Raw genomic sequence first — 19132 nt, 5'->3', positions numbered from 1 at the left:
CCGCCGCGCGTGGCCCGTGCCCGGGCGGTGGTCGGTGTCACACCCCGGGCAGCCGGCGCGCCCCCGGACGCAGGTAGACCAGCCACGTCACCCCGAAGCAGACCGCGTAGCCGGCGATGAACGCGACGTAGGCCGCGTCCGCGTCGCCGCGGGTCAGGAACGACTGCCGGAACGCGACGTTCACCAGCAGCCCGCCGGAGGCGCCGACCGCTCCGGCGATCCCGATCAGCGCCCCGGTCATCCGGGTCGACCAGTGCCGCGCCGCCACCGGGTCCCGCCGGCCGGCGCTCACCGCGGCCGCCGCCCGGGCCCGGAAGATCGCCGGGATCATCTTGTACGTCGAGCCGTTGCCGAGCCCGGAGAAGACGAAGAGGGCCAGGAACCCGGCGAGGTAGAGCCCGAACGACCGCTCGCGGGCGGCGTGGAGCACCACGGCGGCCCCGGCGGCCATCGCGACGAAGTTCCAGAACGTCACCCGGGCGCCGCCGAGCCGGTCGGCGAGGTGCCCGCCGAGCGGCCGGATCAGCGACCCGGTCAGCGGGCCGAGGAAGGTCAGCCAGGCGGCGTCGACCGGGGTGGGGAACCGATCGGCGAACTGCAACTGGAGCACCTGGCCGAAGGCGAAGCCGAACCCGATGAACGACCCGAAGGTGCCCACGTAGAGCAGCGACATGATCCACGTGTGCGGGTCACGGGACGCCTCGCGCAGCGCCCCGGGCTCGTTGCGGGCCCCGGGGACGTTGTCCAGCCAGCGCGCCGCCGCCAGCGCGGCGAGCACGATCAGCGGCAGGTAGACCGCGGGCACCAGCCGGGGGTACGCGACTCCCGCGGTGGCCAGCACCGCGAGGCCGACCAACTGCACCGCGGGCACCCCGAGGTTGCCCCCGCCGGCGTTGAGCCCGAGCGCCCTGCCCTTGAGGCGCTGTGGATAGAAGAGGTTGATGTTCGCCATGGACGAGGCGAAATTGCCACCGCCGACGCCGGTCAGGCAGGCCAGCACCATCAGCGTGGCGTAGGAGACGCCCGGCTCCAGCAGCACGGTCATCGGCACCGCCGGCACCAGGAGCAGCAGCGCGCTCACGATCGTCCAGTTCCGGCCGCCGAACCGGGCCACCGCCAGGGTGTACGGCAGCCGCAGCGCCGCGCCCAACGCGGCCGGCACCGCGGTGAGGAGGAACTTCCCGGCCGGGTCGATGCCGTACTCGGGGCCGAGGAAGAGCACCAGCACCGACCAGAGGCTCCACACCGAGAAGCCGACGTGCTCGGCGAAGATCGAGACGTACAGGTTGCGGCGGGCGACACGCGCCCCGGTCGTCCGCCAGAAGTCGGGGTCCTCGGGTCGCCAGTCGTCGAGGCGGTGCGGGCGCCGCGGGGCGGCCGGCCCGGTCTCGGAAACGATGGTCGTGCTGGCGAGCGTGCTCACGGGCGGCACCTCCCGGTGCGGGAGTGGCCCGCCAGGCGGCCGCGCCGCCGGCCCGGGTGGCCACTCGTCGGCCTGGTCGCCAGGACGCTAGGGAGGGCCGGTTACCCGGGCGTGCCCGCCACGGGTCCGGCGGGAAACGGAGACCGCACCGGCGACCGGGACCGGTGGTGAGCGGGCGAGGTCAGATCCCCTGCAGGATGCGCAACGCCCAGCCCACCCGGAGCATGGTGTCGGCGTCGGCGACGTCGACGCACTCGGTGAACCACTTCTTCATCGGCGACGAGATCCGGTCGGGCATCACCACGTATCCGCCCATCGCCACGGCGAGCGGCGAGTCGCGCAGCAGCGCCTGCTCGACCACCTCGGCCACGATCACGATGGGTACGTCGGTGGAGTTGTAGACGTCGGAGCTGATCACCAGCCCGAGCCGTTCCCGGGCGCCCTCGATGCGCCAGATCTCGCCCCTACGCAGCACGCGGGCGACCGCCGAAGAGCAGGTCGTCGACCATGCCCACCTCGCTCGCGTCGGAGAGGGCGGCGGACTCCAGATCCAGGCCGGCCCGGCCGACGGCGGCGGCGTGCGCGGCGAAGACCTCGCGCAGCGCCTTCTCCCGGGCCGCCTGGTCCATCCACGCCGAGAGTGACAGCCCCTCGCGCTTGGCGAACCGGCGGGCCTCCTCGATCGTCTCGTCCGAGAACGACAGGGTCACTTTGGCAGTCATGCGAGGAAGACTACCCAACGGTATGACCGGTAGTCATCCCGTGGACCGTCCAGCCCGCTCCCGAAATGCCAGAACACCCAGCGCGGCGCATTTCGCCCACTGCCGGCTTGGGGTCAGCTCAGGCCGCGTGTCCGCCGAACACGGCGAACCGCCACTCCTTGAAGAAGCAGTCCACGTCGACCAGGCCCGCCTCGGCCAGCCAGCCGCACTGGGCGGCCACCGGCGCCGGCCGGTCGTACGCCATCCGGGCCCGGGCGGCGGCGATCTCCTCGTCGTCCGAGCCGAGCGCGGCGACGCGCTCCCGCCAGACCTCGTCGTAGCGCCGGTCCAGCGCGGAGGTCGGGCCGGCCACCTGCTCGGCGTTGACGAAGACGCCACCGGGCGCCAGCGCGGCGGGCAGCCGCCGGTAGAGCGCCCGCTTGCCGGTGTCGTCGAGGTGGTGGATGGCCAGCGCGCTGACCACGGCGTCGTAGCGCCCGGGCGGCAGCGGGTCGGCCAGGTCGGCGTGCACCGTGCGGTGCGGCACGCCCCGCACGCGCAACTCGTCGGTGGCGACCGCGAGCATCGCCGGCGCCGCGTCGACCAGGGTCAGCCGGAGCCCGGGCACGGCCGCGGCGAGCAGCAGCGACAGCAGGCCGGTGCCGGCGCCCAGGTCCAGCACCTCGGGCGCGCGCCCGGCGGCCACCGCGGCCCGCAGTGGTGGCGCGGCCACCTCGACGGCGGTGCCGTAGAAGGCGTCGAAGCAGGGCACCAGCCGGCGACGGGCCTCGTCGTAGGTGCCGGCGACGGCGTCGAAGGCGTCCGCGACGGTCATGCGCGCTCCCAAAATCTAGGAATCTGCTCCCACATTCTAAACGCTGCGGACCGGCGCGTCACCGCCGTGCGGTGTGAGCCGCTCGTGACAGGACCGAAACAGGAGAGACCCGGCTCGGAAACCGCCCGGCGGCACGCTTTGCCGACATGACAGACGGTGCACGGCCGGCGACTCGACCGGGGCGCTCGCCCCGGGAGGCGGCGACACACTGCCCGTACTGCGCCCTCCAGTGCGGCATGGTGCTGCGCGAGGAGGGCGGCCGGGTGACGGTGCTCCCCCGGGAGTTCCCCACCAACCGCGGCGGGCTCTGCCAGAAGGGCTGGACCGCCGCCGAGCTGCTGGACCATCCGGAACGCCTGACCACCCCGCTGGTGCGCGACCGGGCCGGCGGCGGGTTGCGCCCGGCCAGTTGGTCGGTGGCCCTGGCGCGGATCGTCGCGGGCCTCCGCGCCGTCCAGGATGGACACGGCCGCGACGCGGTGGCCGTGTTCGGCGGCGGTGGGCTCACCAACGAGAAGGCGTACGCGCTCGGCCGGTTCGCCCGCGTCGCGCTGGGCACCCGGCACATCGACTACAACGGCCGGTTCTGCATGTCCTCCGCGGCGGCCGCCGGCCTGCGCGCCTTCGGCGTCGACCGCGGGCTACCGTTCCCGCTCGCCGACCTGGGTCGGGCGGACACGCTGCTGCTGGTCGGCGCGAACCCGGCGGAGACCATGCCGCCGCTGGTGCGCTGGCTGACCGAGCAGCGCCGGCGCGGCGGCCGGCTGATCGTCGTCGACCCTCGGGCCACCGCCACCGCGCGGCAGGCCGACCTGCACCTGCAACCGCTGCCCGGCACCGATCTCGCGGTGGCCAACGCGCTGCTGCACATCGCCCTCACCGAGGGCTGGGTGGACCGGGCGTACGTCGCGGAGCGGACCTCGGGCTTCGACGCCGTGCGGCGGACGGTGGCCGGGTGGTGGCCGGCGCGGGCCGAGCAGCTCTCCGGCGTGCCGGTGGCGGACCTGGAGGCCACCGCGCGGGCGCTGGGCACAGCCGAGCGCGCCGTCATCCTGACCGCCCGCGGCGCCGAGCAGCACGCCAAGGGTGTCGACACGGTGACCGCGTTCGTGAACCTGGCGCTCGCCCTCGGCCTGCCGGGCCGGGCCGGCTCCGGGTACGGCTGCCTGACCGGGCAGGGCAACGGCCAGGGCGGCCGGGAGCACGGGCAGAAGGCCGACCAGCTACCGGGTTACCGGCGGATCGACGATCCGGCGGCCCGCGCGCACGTCGCCGAGGTCTGGGGCGTGCCGGCCGACGCGCTGCCCGGGCCGGGGGTCCCCGCCTACCAGCTGCTGGACGCGCTGGGCACGCCGGGCGGACCGCGGGCGTTGCTGGTCTTCGGCTCGAACCCGGTGGTCTCCGCGCCCCGGGCCGCCCGGATCGAACGCCGGCTGCGCGACCTCGACCTGCTGGTCGTCGCCGACCTCCTGCTGTCCGAGACGGCCGCGCTGGCCGACGTGGTGCTGCCCACCGCCCAGTGGGCGGAGGAGGACGGCACGATGACCAACCTGGAGGGACGGGTGCTGCGCCGCCGGGCGCTGCGCCCACCGCCGGCCGGCGTGCGGACCGACCTGGCCATCCTCGCCGACCTCACCGCCCGCCTCCGGCCCGGGACGGCGCCGGACGCGGAGCCGACGCCGGACGCACCGCCGGCCGACGAGCCGGCGGGAGGCGACGAGGCGGATCCCCGGCGGGTCTTCGCGGAGCTGCGCCGCGCCTCGGCCGGCGGCGTCGCCGACTACGCGGGGATCACCTGGGAGCGGATCGACGCCGCCGACGGCGTCTTCTGGCCCTGCCCCGCCGAGGACGGGCCGGACAGCCCGCGGCTCTTCGCCGACCGGTTCGCCACCCCCGACGGGCGGGCCCGGTTCCACCCGGTGGAGCACCGGCCTGCGGCCGAGGAGGTCAGCCCGGACTACCCGCTGCACTTCACCACCGGCCGGGTGCTGGCCCAGTACCAGTCCGGCACCCAGACCCGCCGGGTGGCGGCGTTGCGCCGCGCCGCCCCGGACGCCTTCGTGGAGCTGCACCCGGACCTGGCCGCTCGGCTCGGGGTGGCCGACGGCGACCCGGTGCGGGTCGTCTCCCGCCGCGGCGAGCTGCGGGCGCCGGCCCGGCTCAGCCCGACGATCCGGCCGGACACGGTCTTCGCGCCGTTCCACTGGGGCGGCCCGGCCCGGGCCAACTCGGTCACCAACGACGCCGTCGACCCGATCTCCGGCATGCCCGAGTTCAAGATCTGCGCGGTACGGGTGGAGAAGGCATGACCGAGCGCGTGGTGATCGTCGGCAACGGGATGGCGGGCGCCCGGCTCGCCGCCGAGCTGCAGGCCCGCGGCGGGGACCGGAAGGTCACTGTGCTGGGGGCGGAGCCGCACCGGGCGTACAACCGGATCATGCTCTCCACCCTGCTGGCAGGGAAGATCGGCGAGCCGGACGTGGAGTTGGCCGAGGCCGCCGGGCAGGGCGTGGACCTCCGCACCGGGGTCACGGTGACCGCGATCGACCGGGCCGGCCGGAGCGTACGGACCGACGACGGCGACCGGATCGGCTACGACCACCTGGTGCTCGCCACCGGCAGCCGCCCGGTGGTGCCGCCACTGCCCGGGCTGGACCCGGCCGCGCCACCGGAACGGGTGGTCCCGTTCCGCACCCTGGCCGACTGCCGGCGGATCCTGGCCCTCGCCGTCAACGCGCGCCGGGCACTGGTGCTCGGCGGCGGCCTGCTCGGGTTGGAGGCGGCCCGTGGGCTGGCCGCCCGGGGCCTGGACGTCGGCGTGGTGCACCCGGTGCCGTACCTCATGGAGCGGCAGCTCGACCCGACCGGCGCCGCGGTGCTGGCCGGCACGCTCGCCGGGCTCGGCGTGACCACCCACCTGGCGGTGCCGGCGAGCGGGCTGGCCGCCGACGCCGACGGCATACGCCTCGACCTCGCCGACGGCCGGTCGCTCACCGCCGACCTGTTGGTGCTCTCCTGCGGTGTACGCCCGGATGCCGCGCTCGCCACGGCGGCCGGCCTCACCGTGCGGCGGGGCGTGGTCGTCGACGACCGGCTGCGCACCAGTGACCGGCGGATCTCGGCGATCGGCGACTGCGCCGAGCACGACGGGTCGCCGAGCGGGCTGGTCGCCCCCGCCTGGGCGCAGGCACGTGTGGTGGCCCAGGTGCTCAGCGGCGAGGACCCGCTGGCCCGGTACCGGCCACGGCCGGTGGTGACCCGGCTCAAGGCGGCCGGTATCGACCTGGCCGCGATGGGTGACCCGGCCGGCGGCGGTCCCGGCGAGGAGCTGACCTTCACCGACCCGGCCCGGGGCACGTACGCCCGGCTGCGCATCCACGACGACCGGCTGACCGGCGCCATCCTGCTCGGCGACAACCCGGCGGTCGGCACCGTGATCCAGCTCTTCGACCGGGGCCAGCCCGTGCCGGCCGACCGGAGGTCCCTGCTGCTCGGCCGGGCGCTCGGCACGGCCGCGCCGGCCGTCGCCGCGTCCCCGGCGCTGATGCCGGACGCGGCCACGGTCTGCCAGTGCAACACGGTCAGCAAGGGAGCCCTGGTGAGCTGCTGGCGCTCCGGGGCCCGCACGGTCGACGCGGTGGTGGCGGGCACCCGGGCCGGCACCGGCTGCGGCGGTTGCCGGGACGCGGTCGCCGGCATCGTCGACTGGCTCCGCGAAGCCGACTCGGTGGAGGTGACGCGATGAACGGCGGCAGGCTGGTGGTCGTCGGCAACGGCATGGTCGGGCAGCGCTTTCTGGACGCGCTGCGGGCCCGTGACCCGGGGGCGGACTGGCGGGTGACCGTGCTCGCCGAGGAACGGCGGCCGGCGTACGACCGGGTGCGGCTCTCCGCGTTCTTCGACGGGGTGTCCGCCGACGAGCTGAACCTGCACGTCCCGCACGACGGCGTCGAGCTGCGCCTCGGTGAGCCCGGCACGGCGATCGACCGGGAGCGGCGGGTGGTCCGGACGGCGACCGGCGAGTACCCGTACGACGCGGTGGTGCTGGCCACCGGCTCGTACCCCTTCGTGCCGCCGGTAGACGGCGCGAGCCTGCCCGGTGTGTTCGTCTACCGCACGCTCGACGACCTGGCGGCGATCCGCGCGCACGCCCGGGGACGACGGACCGGCGCGGTGATCGGCGGCGGGTTGCTGGGGCTGGAGGCGGCGAACGCGCTGCGGCTGCTCGGCCTGGCCACCAGCGTGGTGGAGTTCGCGCCCCGGCTCATGCCCGCGCAGCTGGACACCGCCGGCGGGGCGATGCTCCGCCGGTACGTCCAGGAGCTGGGCGTCCGTACCCACCTCGGGGTGGCCACCACCGCGCTGCGGCCCGGCCCGGACGGCGTGGTCGCCACGCTGGAACTGGCCGATGGCACGGCCGTCGACGCCGACGTGGTCGTGGTCGCGGCCGGCATCCGGCCCCGGGACGAGCTGGCCCGGGCGGCCGGCCTGCCGCTCGGCCCGCGGGGCGGGGTGCTCGTCGACGCGGCCTGCCGCAGCGCCGACGAGCTGATCTGGGCGGTCGGCGAGTGCGCGGCGGTCGACGGGGTCTGCCACGGCCTGGTCGCCCCCGGGTACGCGATGGCCGAGGTCGTGGCCGACCGGCTGGTCGGCGGCTCGGCGACCTTCCCCGGCGCGGACACCGCCACGAGGCTGAAGCTGCTCGGGGTGGACGTCGCCTCGTTCGGCGATGCCCACGGCAGCACCGAGGGCTCCCTCGACGTGACCTTCACCGACCCGGCCACCCGGGTCTACGCGAAGCTCGTCCTCTCCGACGACGCGACGACCCTGCTCGGTGGGGTGCTGGTCGGCGACGCCGGCGCGTACCCGACGCTGCGGGCCGGCGTCGGCGGGCCGCTGCCGGCTCCCCCGCTGGCCCTGCTCGCGCCCGACGGGGGTGGCGCGGGGGCCGACACCCTGCCCGCCGCCGCGCAGGTCTGCTCCTGCAACGCCGTCACCCGGGGCGACATCGACGCCGCCATCACGCAGGGCTGCGCGGACGTGCCGGCGCTGAAGGCGTGCACCCGGGCCGGAACGAGCTGCGGCTCCTGCGTACCGATGCTCAAGCAGCTGCTGGACGCGGCCGGGGTCGCGGGCTCCACGGCGCTCTGCGAGCACTTCGACGCCAGCCGCCGGGAACTCTTCGAGATCGTCCGGGTCCGCGGCATCCGCACCTTCTCCCGCCTCGTCGCCGAGCACGGGCGAGGACGCGGCTGCGACATCTGCAAGCCGGTGGTCGCCTCGATCCTCGCCTCGCTCGGCACGGGCCACGTGCTGGACGGCGAGCAGGCGTCCCTCCAGGACACCAACGACCACTTCCTGGCCAACCTGCAACGCGACGGCAGCTACTCGGTGGTGCCCCGGATCCCCGGTGGCGAGATCACCCCGGAGAAGCTGATCGTGATCGGCGAGGTGGCCCGGGACTTCCAGCTCTACACGAAGATCACCGGCGGGCAGCGGATCGACCTGTTCGGCGCCCGGGTCGAGCAGCTGCCCCACATCTGGCGCCGACTGGTGGACGCCGGCTTCGAGTCCGGCCACGCGTACGGCAAGGCGCTGCGCACGGTCAAGTCGTGCGTCGGGTCCACCTGGTGCCGGTACGGGGTGCAGGACTCGGTGGGCCTGGCCGTCGCGCTGGAGCTGCGCTACCGGGGACTCCGCGCACCCCACAAGATCAAGTCAGCGGTGTCCGGCTGCGCCCGCGAGTGCGCCGAAGCGCGCGGCAAGGACTTCGGCATCATCGCCACCGAGACCGGCTGGAACCTCTACGTCGGGGGCAACGGCGGTTTCCGCCCCCGGCACGCCGACCTCTTCGCGACCGATCTGTCCACAGAGGATCTGATTCGGCTGATCGACCGGTTCCTGATGTTCTACATCCGCACCGCCGACCGGCTGCAACGCACCGCCGCCTGGATCGAGGCCATGGACGGCGGCCTCGACCATCTCCGCGCGGTGATCGTCGACGACTCGCTCGGCCTCTGCGCCGACCTGGACGCGGCGATGGCCCGGCATGTGACGTCCTACTCGGACGAGTGGCGGGATGTGCTCGACGACCCGGACCGGCTGCGCCGCTTCACCTCCTTCGTCAACGCGCCGGACGTGCCCGACCCGTCGATCCGGTTCACCCGGGAGCGCGGCCAGCCGGTGCCGGCACGCGGCGGGCCGTCGGGCGCCGGCGACGCGGTGACCCGCCGGCAACCGGTCGCGCTGGGCCCGCCAGGGGTACGGCGATGACCGCGCCGGCGTGGACGCCGGTCTGCCCGCTGGACCGGCTGGAGCCCGACCGGGGCGTCGCCGCGCTGGTCGACGGGGTGCAGGTGGCGCTCTTCCGGACCGCCGACGGGCTGTTCGCGGTCGACAACCGCGATCCGGTGACCGGCGCGTACGTGCTGTCCCGGGGGATCGTCGGCAGCCGGGGCGAAGCGCCGACCGTCGCCTCACCGCTGCACAAGCAGGTGTACGACCTGCGCACCGGGCGGTGCCTCGACCTGCCGGAGGTGGCCGTGCCCCGGCACGAGGTGCGCTGCCGGGGCGGCCAGGTCGAGGTACGGCTGCGACAGGAGGGGTGATGCGGGAGGACCTGGCCGGCTTCACCATCGGCGTGACCGCCGACCGGCGGCGCGACGAACTGGCCGCGCTGCTCCAGCGGCGCGGCGCCCGGGTCGTGCTCGCCCCGGCGCTGCGGATCGTGCCGCTGGCCGACGACACCGAGTTGCGCGAGGCGACCCGCGCCTGCCTGGACCGGCCGCCGGACATCCTGATGGCGAACACCGGCATCGGCATGCGGGGCTGGCTGGAGGCCGCCGAGGGGTGGGGGCTGGCGGAGCCGCTGCGCTCGGTGCTGGCCGAGGCGTACGTGGTGGCGCGCGGGCCGAAGGCGCGCGGGGCGATCCGCGCCGCCGGGCTGCACGACCAGTGGTCGCCGGCCTCGGAGAGCTGCGACGAGGTGGTCGACCACCTGCGCCGGCGCGGGGTGGCCGGGCAGGTCATCGCGATGCAGCTGCACGGCGAGCGGCAGCCGGAGTGCACGCTGGCGCTGGAGGAGGCCGGCGCCACGGTGATCGAGGTGCCGGTCTACCGGTGGGCGCCGCCGACCGACCCGACGCCGCTGCACCGGTTGATCGACCTGACCGCCGGCCGGCTCGTCGACGCGGTCACCTTCACCTCGGCGCCGGCGGCGGAGGCGTTGCTGCGCGCGGCCGGCGACCGCACCGACGCGGTGCTCGACGCGTTCCGCTCCGACGTGCTGGCCTGCTGCGTCGGGCCGGTCACCGCCGAGCCGCTGGTGCGGCGCGGCGTGCCGGTCAGCGCGCCGAGCCGGGCCCGGCTCGGCGCGCTGGCCCGCACCATCGTCGACGAACTGCCCCGCCGGACCATCAGCTGCAAGGCGGCCGGGCACCTGCTTACCCTGCGCGGGCACGCGGCCGTGATCGACGGGGAGCTGCGCCCGCTCGCGCCGGCCCCGATGGCGGTGCTGCGCGCGCTCGCCCAGTCCCCCGGCCGGGTGCTGTCCCGGACCGCGCTGCTGCGTACCCTGCCGCGCGGCGCGGACGAGCACGCGGTGGAGATGGCCGTGGCCCGGCTCCGCGCCGGTCTGCGCGCCCCCCGCGTGGTGCAGACCGTCGTCAAGCGGGGCTACCGCCTGCGCGTCGACTGAGCGCCGGCCGTCGAGCTGGACCTCGCCGTCGGCATGGTCCTCCGGCGCCGCGGCGGCGAGGCCGCCCCGCCGCCCGGTGGCTCAGCCGACGGGTGTGGCGTAGCCGCGGCCGTGCTCCGCCTGCAGCCGCGCCATGGCGTGCTCGACGACGGTGACCAGCACCTGCTTGACCGAGTCACGCCGCCGGGCGTCGGTCATCACGAGCGGCACCTGAGGCGAGATGGCCAACGCCTCGCGGACCTCCGCCAGCTCGTACTGCGGCGCGCCGTCGAAGGCGTTCAGCGCGACCACGTACGGCAGGTTGCGGTTCTCGAAGTAGTCCAGCGGCGCGAAGGCGTCGGTGATCCGGCGGGTGTCCACCAGTACCGCCGCCCCCACGGCGCCCCGGATGATCTCGTCCCACATGAACCAGAAGCGGGTCTGGCCCGGCGTGCCGAAGAGGTAGAGGATCAGGTCCTCGGCCATGGTGATCCGGCCGAAGTCCATGGCGACCGTGGTGGTCTCCTTGCCGGGCACCTTGGACGGATCGTCGATCCCGACCCCGGCGGCGGTCATCACCGCCTCGGTGGTCAGCGGGGTGATCTCGGAGATCGAGCCGACCAGCGTCGTCTTGCCGACGCCGAACCCGCCCGCGACCACTATCTTGGCGGAGACGATCCCGCGGCTCTGCCGCCCCGCGGCGGGGTCATAGCCTGCGAAGTCCACTTAGCACCCTTCCCAGCATTTCCATTCGCTCCTCGAAGCCCTCGGCCGGAGCGGCAGTGTGTAGCGTCAGCAGGCTCTCGGCCACCATGTCGGCGACCAGCACCCGGGCGACGCCGAGCGGCATCCGGGTGTATGCGGCGATCTCCGCCAGCGACTGCGCCCGGCCCTCGCAGACGGTGGCGATGCGGTACTTGTCATGCCCGGCGAACCGGGACTCGGCGACCTGGGTGGGGCTGGCCATCAGCACGGCCTCCAGGGCGATGTCCTGCCGCGGTTCGGTGCGGCCGCGGGTGACCGCGTACGGCCGCACCAGCGCACCCCGCGGGTCACGCCGCTGCTCCATCCGCGATCACCTCCTCTCCGCCCACGGGGCCCGTCGGCCCCGATGTCCCCCGTACGTGGTCGATGCGCGCGGCCGACGCGCTCCGGCCGGCTACGAGCGCACCGCGTCCCGGGGCAGCGGCACCAGTGCGGCGCCCACCCGTTCGACCAGCAGTGCCATCTCGTACCCCACCTGGCCGACATCGCAGCTACGGGCGGCGAGCACGGCCATCGAGGACCCGTCGCTGATCGACATGAGGAAGAGGTAGCCGCTGTCCATCTCGATGACGGTCTGCAGCACACCGCCGGCGCTGAACATCCGGGCGGCGCCCTCGGTCAGGCTCACCACGCCGGAGGTGATCGCGGCGAGCTGGTCCGCCCGGTCCTGGGGAAGGTCCCGGGACGAGGCGAGCAGCAGCCCGTCGGCGGACACCGCCACCACGTGGGCGATACCCGCCACGCTGTCGGCGAAGTTGGTGAGCAGCCAACCCATGTCCTGCATGGCCGCTGGCCTGTTCATCGGGTCTCCTTGGTCGAGGTGCGGTTCTGGTCCGTTCCGGCCGTCCGCCCGCGCTGGACGCCGCGGTGGTAGGCCGACAACAGGCCACGTACTTCATCCGGGGTGCGCCGGCTGGGCCCCCGGCCGCCGCGCGGCTCGATGCCGCCCGGCACGAGCTGCGCCTGCGGAACCCGCTTGGGAAGCCCGGAGCGGGTGGTGCCGCCGTTGGCCGGCTCGGCCGCGCGGCTGGCGCGCGACCAGCCGTCGTCGGCCGCTGTCCGCCAGGCGTCCGCGTCGGTCGAGGGCGCGGGCGCCGCGGTGGGCGTGCTCGCCGGCGGAGTGTACGACGGCGGCGGAGGCTGCGCAGGGCCCGCCGTCGCGCCGCCGCCCGGGGTACGGGTGGGCAACGGCGTGGCGGTGGCCCGTGCGGTGGCGACCGGCGGGGCGGTGGCCGGCGTCTCGGCGCCCGGCGCGCCCGGGCCGGGCTCGTCGAAGCGGGGCCGGGCGAAGATGGCGGTGGCGTCGTCGCCGTGGGACCGGAACCAGACCGCCTCCATCTCGCGGAAGATCGGGGCCTCCCCCACCGGCTCGGGCCGGGGCGCGATCGGCGCCGTCGGCACGGGTGGCGGGGGCGGCGGGGCGGCCGGCGTGACTCCCGCACCGGTCGTCGGCCCGAGCGGGAGCACCGGGGCGGCGGGCGTCTCGGCGGCCGGCGCGCGGCGCGGCAGCGGGGGGCGGGCGGCGGTCGGGCTGACGGTGAGGCCGGCACCGTTGTCGTACGCGGACGGTGCCGGTGGCGGCGCCGGCGCGGCCGCCGGCACTGTCGGGTGGGCCGCGGTCAGGCCGCCGGCCGACACGGGCGGCGCGCTGTCCCGGGCGTCCACCGCGGGCTGCCACGGTGCCGGCGCCGGCGCGCTCGTGCGCCACTGGTCGGTCAGCGTCGCGGCCGAGGTGAGCCCGGCGCGCGGCTCGGCGAGGGCGACCGGGGCGGCCGGGGCGGCCGGGGCGGCCGGGACGTGTGGAGCCGGCTCGACCGCCATCGGCTGGCGCGGCCGGCTGAGCGCCTGCTCCCGGCCGCGGTGGGCGGGCAGCACCACGGTGGCGCTGGGCAGCGTGATCTGGGCGACCGTGCCGCCCTCCACGTTGCGGCGCAGCTCGACCCGGATGCCGTAGCGGGAGGCCAGCCGGCTCACCACGGCGAGACCCATCAGCCGGAATGCCGCGACGTCGACGGTCGGCGGCGCGGCCAGCCGCCGGTTGAGCGAGTCCAGCTGCTCGTCGGAGAGGCCGAGCCCGCGGTCCTCGATCTGGATCAGCACGTAGTCGCGGATCCGCCGGCCGTCGGCCACCACGACGGTGTTCGGCGGCGAGAAGCGGGTGGCGTTGTCGAGCAGCTCGGCGACCAACCGGACCACGTCGTTCACGGCGTGCGCGGCGACCGAGATGTCGGTGTCCACCGTGCCGAACTCGATGCGGTTGTAGAGCTCCACCTCGGACTGCGCGGCCCGCAGCACGTCCACCAGGAGGGCGTCGTCGCGACGCGGCACGGCCGAGTCGGCGCCGGCCAGCACCAGCAGGTTCTCGTCGTTGCGACGCATCCGAGTGGCCAGGTGGTCGAGCTCGAAGAGCTGGGCCAGCCGCTTCGGGTCCTCCTCGCCGCGCTCGATCGCGTCCAGCTCGCCGATCATCCGGTCGACCAGGGTCTGGCTTCGCCGCGCCAGGTTGAGGAACATCGCCGAGACGCTGGTACGCAGCGCGGCCTGCTCGGCGGCGACCCGGACCGCCTCGCGGTGCACCACGTTGAAGGCGAGCGCGACCTGACCGACCTCGTCACGGCTGCGCAGGTCGATCGGGTCCCGGACCTGCCGGACGATCTCGTCCACCCCGCCCTCACCGACGCTGCCCATGCTCTGCAGCCGCTGCACCGCGTCCGGCAGGTCGTGGTTGGCCACCGAGAGGGCGCCCTCCCGCAGCCGGCGCAGCGAGTGGTTGAGCGAGCGGGCCAGCACCACGGCGAGCGACACCGCGATGAGCAGGGTCAGCAGCACCAGCACGGACTCGACGACGGCCTGCCGGATGACGGCCGACCGGGCCTGGTCGGTCTCGGCGAAGAGCTCGTTCTCCAGCTGGATCTCGGCCCAGCGCATGAGGTCGTTGACCGCGCCGATGGCGGCGGTGGCGTCCTGCGCGGTGACCAGCGGAGCCTGCCCGACCGACCGGGTGATGTCGGCCGCCATGCGGTCGGCCAGACCGACCGCGTCGCCGGAGACGGTGCTGTTGACCAGGGCGCGCTGCGCCGGCTCGGCGGCGAGCGAGAAGGCGAGCAGCGCCTCCTGCTGGCTGGTCAGCGTGGCCACGAACGAGGAGAACTGCTCCTCGTCGAGCTGGCCGGCGGTGAGCGCGGTGAAGGCGACCGCCTGTTCCTCGGCCACCGCGAACTTCGCCCGGGCGAACGCGGCGACGGCTCGCCGGCTGTCCGCCAGGCTCTCGTCACCGGGCAGTTGGGCGAGGCCGTCGCCGTACGAGACCAGGTCGGCGAGGATGACGCCGTACCGCAGCACCGCCTCGGCGACGGCCATCTGGCGCCGGTCCAGCACCTCCTGCCGGGTGCTGCCCAGCGTGTCGAGGTGATCGTCGATCGCGCCCAACCGGTCGGCGACCGCCGTCGGGACCTCGCCGACCCGCTCCCGCTCCGCGCGGTACGCGACGATCCGCTCGTCGGTCTGGCGCACCCGCAGGTTGTACGCGTCGGCCTGCTGCTGCGGCGCCGCCAGGTACGCCGCCGCGGCCATCCGTTCGGCGTGCAGGTCCTGGGCGAGCGCGGAGACGTCGACGGAGAGCGCGGTCATCGACCGGGCCTGGCTGGCCTCGTACGCGCCCTGGCCGACCGAGACGAGCCGGACCGTGGCCAGCGCGATCACCGCGGCGACCGGCACCACCAGGATCAGCGCCAGCTTGGACCGGATCCGGGCGTCGCGCAGCCGGGGCAGGCGACGGGGACTCTGCCTTGCCTTCGCGCGGTTCTCGGGCAGGGTCGTCGGTCCGGTGCTCACGACATCGCCTCCGTCGTATCTTCCACGCCTGACCCGTCGAACGATGCCGGGCGCGGTGGGCGGCGGCACGCGCGGCACGGCCGCGATTTCATCAGAGAAGGTCTCTCTTGGGAAGCCGCAGGCGGGCAGGAAACGGTCGGACGGCACGGATTCCGTGTTCCGGTCAACTGATACCTTCAATTCCGCAAGCCCCTGAACAGGGCAGGTGACTCCAGAGTGGTCACACGTGTATGCACCGTGACCGTTTGCAAACATCGTGTGACCCCACGATGTGGGATGGCCGTCCCGAAACCGCAGCCGACGTCCGCTTGACCGCGGCGCTCGCCGTTGGCAAGGTTTTGCAGGCTTCGCGCACACCGTACGGCAGACTTCTCCCGTCTTTCCATTGAGGACGGACTAGCGGCGGTGACCGGGCAGCGCCCGCGCCCGCACCTGGAGGACGACTTGAGCCCCATCCGCTCCACGACCATCGCGGCGCTCGCATCCGTCGTGCTGGCCGGCACGCTCACCGGCTGCCAGTTCGGCGCCGCGGACGAGGCCGCGAGTCCGATCGTGATCGCCGCGGACCTCGAACTCTCCGGCGCGTCCGCCCCCGTCGGGCAGGCCTACCAGCGTGCGCTGGAGCTGAAGGTCGAGCAGCTGAACTCGTCCGGCGCGCTGGGCGGCCGGCGCATCGAACTGAAGGTCAAGGACAACCGCTCCGACGCCAGCGAGTCGCTGCGCAACATCGGCGACTTCAGCAAGGACGACCGGGTCAGCGCCATCATCATGGGCGGCTGCAACGCGTGCGCGATCGGCGCGGTGGGGACCATCAACGAGAAGAAGATCCCGACCATCGCGCTGGCCGCGGCCGGCGCGGTAGCCACCCCGGTCGCCGACCGGCGGTACGTGTTCAAGCTCGGCCCCAACGCCGCCGACAGCGCCGGCGCCCTCGTCGGCGAGCTGCGCCGCAAGGGCGTCCGCAAGGTCGGGCTGCTGCACAGCGACGACGACTACGGCCGGGAGGGATTGACCGCGCTCCGCCGCGAGCTGGACCAGGCCGGCATCCGGATGCCGCGCACGGCGGTGGTGCGGATCACCGACACCGAGGTCAGCCAGCCGGTGCGGACGCTCACCGACGCCAAGCCCGACGCGCTGATCGTCTGGACCCCGCCGGAGCAGGCCGCGCTGGCCGCCACCGGCGCGCAACAGGCGGCCTTCGCCGGCTCGCTCTACCTCGACGCCGGAGCCGCCGGCGACCTCTTCCTCGGCGAGGCGGCCCGAGCCACCGAGCGGGCGACCCTGATCTTCACCCAGACCATGGTGATCGACGACGTCATCGCCACCACCCCGGCCAAGGCGGCCCGCCGGCAGTGGTTCCAGGACTACACGGCGCGGTTCGGCGGATACAACGGCGCCTCGTCGTTCGCCGCAGACGCGGTGCAGCTCATCGCCGACGCGGAGCTGCGTACCGGCGGCCCCGCCGACCGGGTCGACCGGGACGGCATCCGCGACGTGCTCGAGACCTCCCAGCTGGACGGGCTCTCCGGGCCGATCCGGATGACCCCGGACAACCACTCCGGCCTGATGCCGCAGGCGCTCACCACCCTGGTGGCCCGCAACGGCCGGTGGCGCCTCGCGGGCTGACCCCCCTCAACCCCGCGATCTTGCAGTTTGTGCCCCGAGATGCCGGGGATGCCCGGTTAGCCGGGGCGGAAACTGCAAGATCGCGGGGGTCGGGGTCAGCGGCTGCTGGTGGTTTCGCGGACCCAGGGCAGGGCCAGCCGTTCGAGCAGCACCAGGGCGGTGTAGAGCAGGATGCTGACCAGCGCGACCAGCATGATCGCCGCCCACGCGGTGGCGGTGTCGCCGACGCCCGCGTACTGCTGGATGACGTAGCCGAGGCCGCCCTCGCCGGCCTGGAACTCGCCGATCACCGCACCGATCGCGGCAAGCGGCATGGCGACCTTGAGACCCACGAAGATCTGCGGCAGCGCGGCCGGGAAGCGCACCTTCCGGAACGCCTGCCAGCGGGACGCGTTCCAGGAGCGGACCAGCTCGGCGAGGTCGGCCGGCGTGGTGGTGAGCCCGGTCGCGGTGGAGAGCACGATCGGGAAGAAGCAGAGCAGGAAGACCATGGTGAGGATCGGCCGCTGACCCCAGCCGAGCGCGACTACCAGCAGCGGACCCAACGTGATCTTGGGTACCGCGTTCACCGCGACGAGCAGCGGGGTGAACATCCGCTCCACCGTCCGGGACGACGCCAGCGACAGTCCGATCAGGATTCCCGCCGCCGCGGAGAGCGCGAACCCGATCAGGATCTCCAGGGTCGTGTCGCCGGTGTGCTCCAGCATCCGGGCCGGCTTGTCGGCGAACGCGGTCAGCACGTCCGCCGGTGGTGGCAACGCCGCCGGGTGCACCAGTTCCAGCCGGGCGACCAGCCACCACACCGCGAGGGCGACCAACAGGCCGACCGTGGGCAGCAGGGCCGCGCCCGTACCGGCCCGCACCCCGGCCAGCCGGCGTACGCCGCGCGCGGGTCCGGCGCCCGGCGGGGTGGATTCGGTCGCCGGCTCCGCCGACCGGACCTCGGTCATGGTTTCTCCTTCGGATCCGCCGGCCCGGTGGCCGGCACGGAGCCGGGGTGCGCCCCGCCTCGCTCGAACGGAACGCACCCCGGGTGACCGCGGCGATCAGGCCTTCGGCGCGAGGCTGAAGTCGATGATCTGGTCGGGGGTGACGTTCTGCTTCAGGGCGCCGGCGCCCTGGAGGATGGCGATGCTCTTGGCCACCCGGCCGCTGTCGAGCGTGCCCAGCTGGGTGCCGGAGTTGTTCGACCGGACGTAGCCGGCCATCAGCTGCAGCTCGGCCGCGGCCGCGGCCGGGTTGGTGGCGTCCACGTTCTTCTTCAGGATCTCCGCCGCCTCCTGCGGGTTGGCCAGGCTGTACTCCAGGCCCTTCATCAGCGCGGCGGTGAACTTCTTGACCATGTCCGGCTTCTCCTTGGCGTTCTTCGCCGAGGTGATCAGCACGTTGCCGTAGAGGTCCTGCATCACGTTGCTGTACGGCAGCATGACGGCCTTCTTCTTGGCCACCGCCTCGATGGTCGGCTGGCCGACGACGAACTGCCCGATGCCGTCCACCTGCCCGGAGGCGAGCGTGCCGATCAGGGTCTGCGCCTCACCGTTGACCCAGGTCACCTTGCTGGCGTCCACGCCGGCCATCCGGGCGTACGTCGGGAAGAGGTTGCGGACCACGGACCCGGGGGTGTCCGCGAGCTTCTTGCCCTCCAGGTCCTTCGGCGAGGCGATGTTCTTGCCCTCGACCGTGGCGATGCCGGCCATGGTGCGCTGCTGGATCGCGGCCACCGCGATGAAGTCCTTGGCCTGGCCGTTGCCGAGCTGGAGCAGACCGCCGGTCAGGTCGATCGGGCCGAAGTCGGCCTGGCCGCCGACGATCGTCTGGATCACGCCGCCGGTGCCCTGACCGGCCTTGATCTCGACGTCGAAGCCGGCCTCCTTGAAGAAGCCCTTGTCCTTCGCCACCCAGGCGTAGGAGTCACGGCCGAAGTTGCCGAAGGAGGTGAGATAGGTCACCTTCTCCAGAGCCCCGCCGTTCCCGCCCGCGGCGTCGTCGGACGAGTCCGAGTCGCCGCTGCAGCCGGCGACGAGAGCGAGGGCGGTGGCCAGCGCGGCCGCGGCGACCGTACGGGTCAGCCTTCTCATCAGTGCACCATGTCCTTTCCGACCGGGGGCGGCAGGCCCACCGGAGGGGGTTGTCGCGGGGCGCCGGCGGAAGGGGGCAGGCCGGCACCACCGTCGTGAGGGGACTCTTCGCGGGCACAGCGTACGAGAACCCCACCTTTGCGACGCCAGGCGTATCGAGTTGCGGAACGGAAACAAAACGGCGTCCACCCCGGA

Annotated in this window: 16 protein-coding genes; 6 read left to right on the top strand and 10 right to left on the bottom strand. The window is 74.3% G+C overall.

Annotated elements, in window-relative coordinates; translation table 11 throughout:
* Positions 1-37 precede the first annotated feature (37 nt).
* The 4 genes from O7603_RS25215 to O7603_RS25200 form a co-directional block, all read right to left on the bottom strand.
* On the bottom strand, positions 38-1399 hold the full coding sequence (locus O7603_RS25215; protein ID WP_281576802.1) for a nitrate/nitrite transporter: 1362 nt from the start codon (positions 1397-1399) through the stop codon (positions 38-40).
* A gap of 205 nt (positions 1400-1604) precedes the next feature.
* The gene (locus tag O7603_RS25210; protein ID WP_281572233.1) at positions 1605-1898 is read right to left on the bottom strand and encodes a hypothetical protein; all 294 of its coding nucleotides are present in this window, start codon (positions 1896-1898) and stop codon (positions 1605-1607) included.
* Entirely contained in the window at positions 1888-2145 is a 258-nt protein-coding gene (locus O7603_RS25205) for a DUF6364 family protein (RefSeq protein ID WP_281572232.1), read from the bottom strand. The genes O7603_RS25210 and O7603_RS25205 overlap by 11 nt, the downstream gene beginning before the upstream one ends.
* A gap of 118 nt (positions 2146-2263) precedes the next feature.
* On the bottom strand, positions 2264-2959 hold the full coding sequence (locus O7603_RS25200) for a class I SAM-dependent methyltransferase (protein ID WP_281572231.1): 696 nt from the start codon (positions 2957-2959) through the stop codon (positions 2264-2266).
* A 146-nt stretch (positions 2960-3105) separates the two neighbouring features.
* Between O7603_RS25200 and O7603_RS25195 the strand changes: the two genes are divergently transcribed.
* From O7603_RS25195 to O7603_RS25175, 5 genes are read left to right on the top strand one after another with little or no spacing between them, the layout of a single operon-like run.
* Positions 3106-5268 carry a molybdopterin oxidoreductase family protein gene (locus O7603_RS25195; RefSeq protein WP_281572230.1) on the top strand — a complete coding sequence of 721 codons (2163 nt, stop codon included), beginning with the start codon at positions 3106-3108 and terminating at the stop codon, positions 5266-5268.
* A complete protein-coding gene (locus tag O7603_RS25190) occupies positions 5265-6704 on the top strand; it encodes an FAD-dependent oxidoreductase (protein WP_281572229.1) in 1440 nt (479 codons plus the stop codon). Before O7603_RS25195 ends, O7603_RS25190 begins: the two co-directional genes overlap by 4 nt.
* Positions 6701-9232 carry a nitrite reductase large subunit NirB gene (gene nirB / locus O7603_RS25185; protein WP_281572228.1) on the top strand — a complete coding sequence of 844 codons (2532 nt, stop codon included), beginning with the start codon at positions 6701-6703 and terminating at the stop codon, positions 9230-9232. Before O7603_RS25190 ends, nirB begins: the two co-directional genes overlap by 4 nt.
* Positions 9229-9567 carry a nitrite reductase small subunit NirD gene (gene nirD / locus O7603_RS25180; RefSeq protein WP_281572227.1) on the top strand — a complete coding sequence of 113 codons (339 nt, stop codon included), beginning with the start codon at positions 9229-9231 and terminating at the stop codon, positions 9565-9567. Before nirB ends, nirD begins: the two co-directional genes overlap by 4 nt.
* Entirely contained in the window at positions 9567-10655 is a 1089-nt protein-coding gene (locus O7603_RS25175) for a uroporphyrinogen-III synthase (RefSeq protein ID WP_281572226.1), read from the top strand. Before nirD ends, O7603_RS25175 begins: the two co-directional genes overlap by 1 nt.
* Before the next feature lie 81 nt (positions 10656-10736).
* On the opposite strand, the gene O7603_RS25170 is transcribed toward O7603_RS25175, so the two are convergent.
* The 4 genes from O7603_RS25170 to O7603_RS25155 all read right to left on the bottom strand — a co-directional run bounded on the left by O7603_RS25170 (position 10737) and on the right by O7603_RS25155 (position 15212).
* On the bottom strand, positions 10737-11360 hold the full coding sequence (locus O7603_RS25170) for an ATP/GTP-binding protein (RefSeq protein WP_281572225.1): 624 nt from the start codon (positions 11358-11360) through the stop codon (positions 10737-10739).
* Positions 11341-11703 (bottom strand): DUF742 domain-containing protein, encoded by a 363-nt coding sequence (locus O7603_RS25165; RefSeq protein ID WP_281572224.1) that lies wholly within the window; start codon positions 11701-11703, stop codon positions 11341-11343. Before O7603_RS25165 ends, O7603_RS25170 begins: the two co-directional genes overlap by 20 nt.
* A 90-nt stretch (positions 11704-11793) precedes the next feature.
* Positions 11794-12201 (bottom strand): roadblock/LC7 domain-containing protein, encoded by a 408-nt coding sequence (locus O7603_RS25160; RefSeq protein WP_088973213.1) that lies wholly within the window; start codon positions 12199-12201, stop codon positions 11794-11796.
* The gene (locus O7603_RS25155) at positions 12198-15212 is read right to left on the bottom strand and encodes a nitrate- and nitrite sensing domain-containing protein (protein ID WP_281576801.1); all 3015 of its coding nucleotides are present in this window, start codon (positions 15210-15212) and stop codon (positions 12198-12200) included. Before O7603_RS25155 ends, O7603_RS25160 begins: the two co-directional genes overlap by 4 nt.
* A 465-nt stretch (positions 15213-15677) precedes the next feature.
* On the opposite strand from O7603_RS25155, the gene O7603_RS25150 reads away from it, so the two are divergent.
* On the top strand, positions 15678-16859 hold the full coding sequence (locus O7603_RS25150) for an ABC transporter substrate-binding protein (RefSeq protein ID WP_281572223.1): 1182 nt from the start codon (positions 15678-15680) through the stop codon (positions 16857-16859).
* Positions 16860-16954: 95 nt separating this feature from the next.
* Here O7603_RS25150 and O7603_RS25145 read toward each other — a convergent pair whose 3' ends face one another.
* Positions 16955-17809 carry an ABC transporter permease gene (locus tag O7603_RS25145; RefSeq protein WP_281572222.1) on the bottom strand — a complete coding sequence of 285 codons (855 nt, stop codon included), beginning with the start codon at positions 17807-17809 and terminating at the stop codon, positions 16955-16957.
* 96 nt (positions 17810-17905) lie between these two features.
* A complete protein-coding gene (locus O7603_RS25140; RefSeq protein WP_281572221.1) occupies positions 17906-18937 on the bottom strand; it encodes an ABC transporter substrate-binding protein in 1032 nt (343 codons plus the stop codon).
* Positions 18938-19132: the final 195 nt, after the last annotated feature.

The organism is Micromonospora sp. WMMD812, assembly GCF_027497215.1.
GTDB lineage: Bacteria > Actinomycetota > Actinomycetes > Mycobacteriales > Micromonosporaceae > Micromonospora.
Note: the sequence above shows the minus strand (reverse complement) of the source record. Positions and strands in the feature narration are given on the sequence as shown.

What these genes read in the sequence shown, in the direction of transcription:
- O7603_RS25205 (WP_281572232.1), bottom strand. Translation starts at nt 2,145, where the DNA reads ATGACTGCCAAAGTGACCCTGTCGTTCTCGGACGAGACGATCGAGGAG.
- O7603_RS25200 (WP_281572231.1), bottom strand. Translation starts at nt 2,959, where the DNA reads ATGACCGTCGCGGACGCCTTCGACGCCGTCGCCGGCACCTACGACGAG.
- O7603_RS25195 (WP_281572230.1), top strand. Translation starts at nt 3,106, where the DNA reads ATGACAGACGGTGCACGGCCGGCGACTCGACCGGGGCGCTCGCCCCGG.
- O7603_RS25190 (WP_281572229.1), top strand. Translation starts at nt 5,265, where the DNA reads ATGACCGAGCGCGTGGTGATCGTCGGCAACGGGATGGCGGGCGCCCGG.
- nirB (WP_281572228.1), top strand. Translation starts at nt 6,701, where the DNA reads ATGAACGGCGGCAGGCTGGTGGTCGTCGGCAACGGCATGGTCGGGCAG.
- nirD (WP_281572227.1), top strand. Translation starts at nt 9,229, where the DNA reads ATGACCGCGCCGGCGTGGACGCCGGTCTGCCCGCTGGACCGGCTGGAG.
- O7603_RS25175 (WP_281572226.1), top strand. Translation starts at nt 9,567, where the DNA reads ATGCGGGAGGACCTGGCCGGCTTCACCATCGGCGTGACCGCCGACCGG.
- O7603_RS25165 (WP_281572224.1), bottom strand. Translation starts at nt 11,703, where the DNA reads ATGGAGCAGCGGCGTGACCCGCGGGGTGCGCTGGTGCGGCCGTACGCG.
- O7603_RS25160 (WP_088973213.1), bottom strand. Translation starts at nt 12,201, where the DNA reads ATGAACAGGCCAGCGGCCATGCAGGACATGGGTTGGCTGCTCACCAAC.
- O7603_RS25145 (WP_281572222.1), bottom strand. Translation starts at nt 17,809, where the DNA reads ATGACCGAGGTCCGGTCGGCGGAGCCGGCGACCGAATCCACCCCGCCG.
- O7603_RS25140 (WP_281572221.1), bottom strand. Translation starts at nt 18,937, where the DNA reads ATGAGAAGGCTGACCCGTACGGTCGCCGCGGCCGCGCTGGCCACCGCC.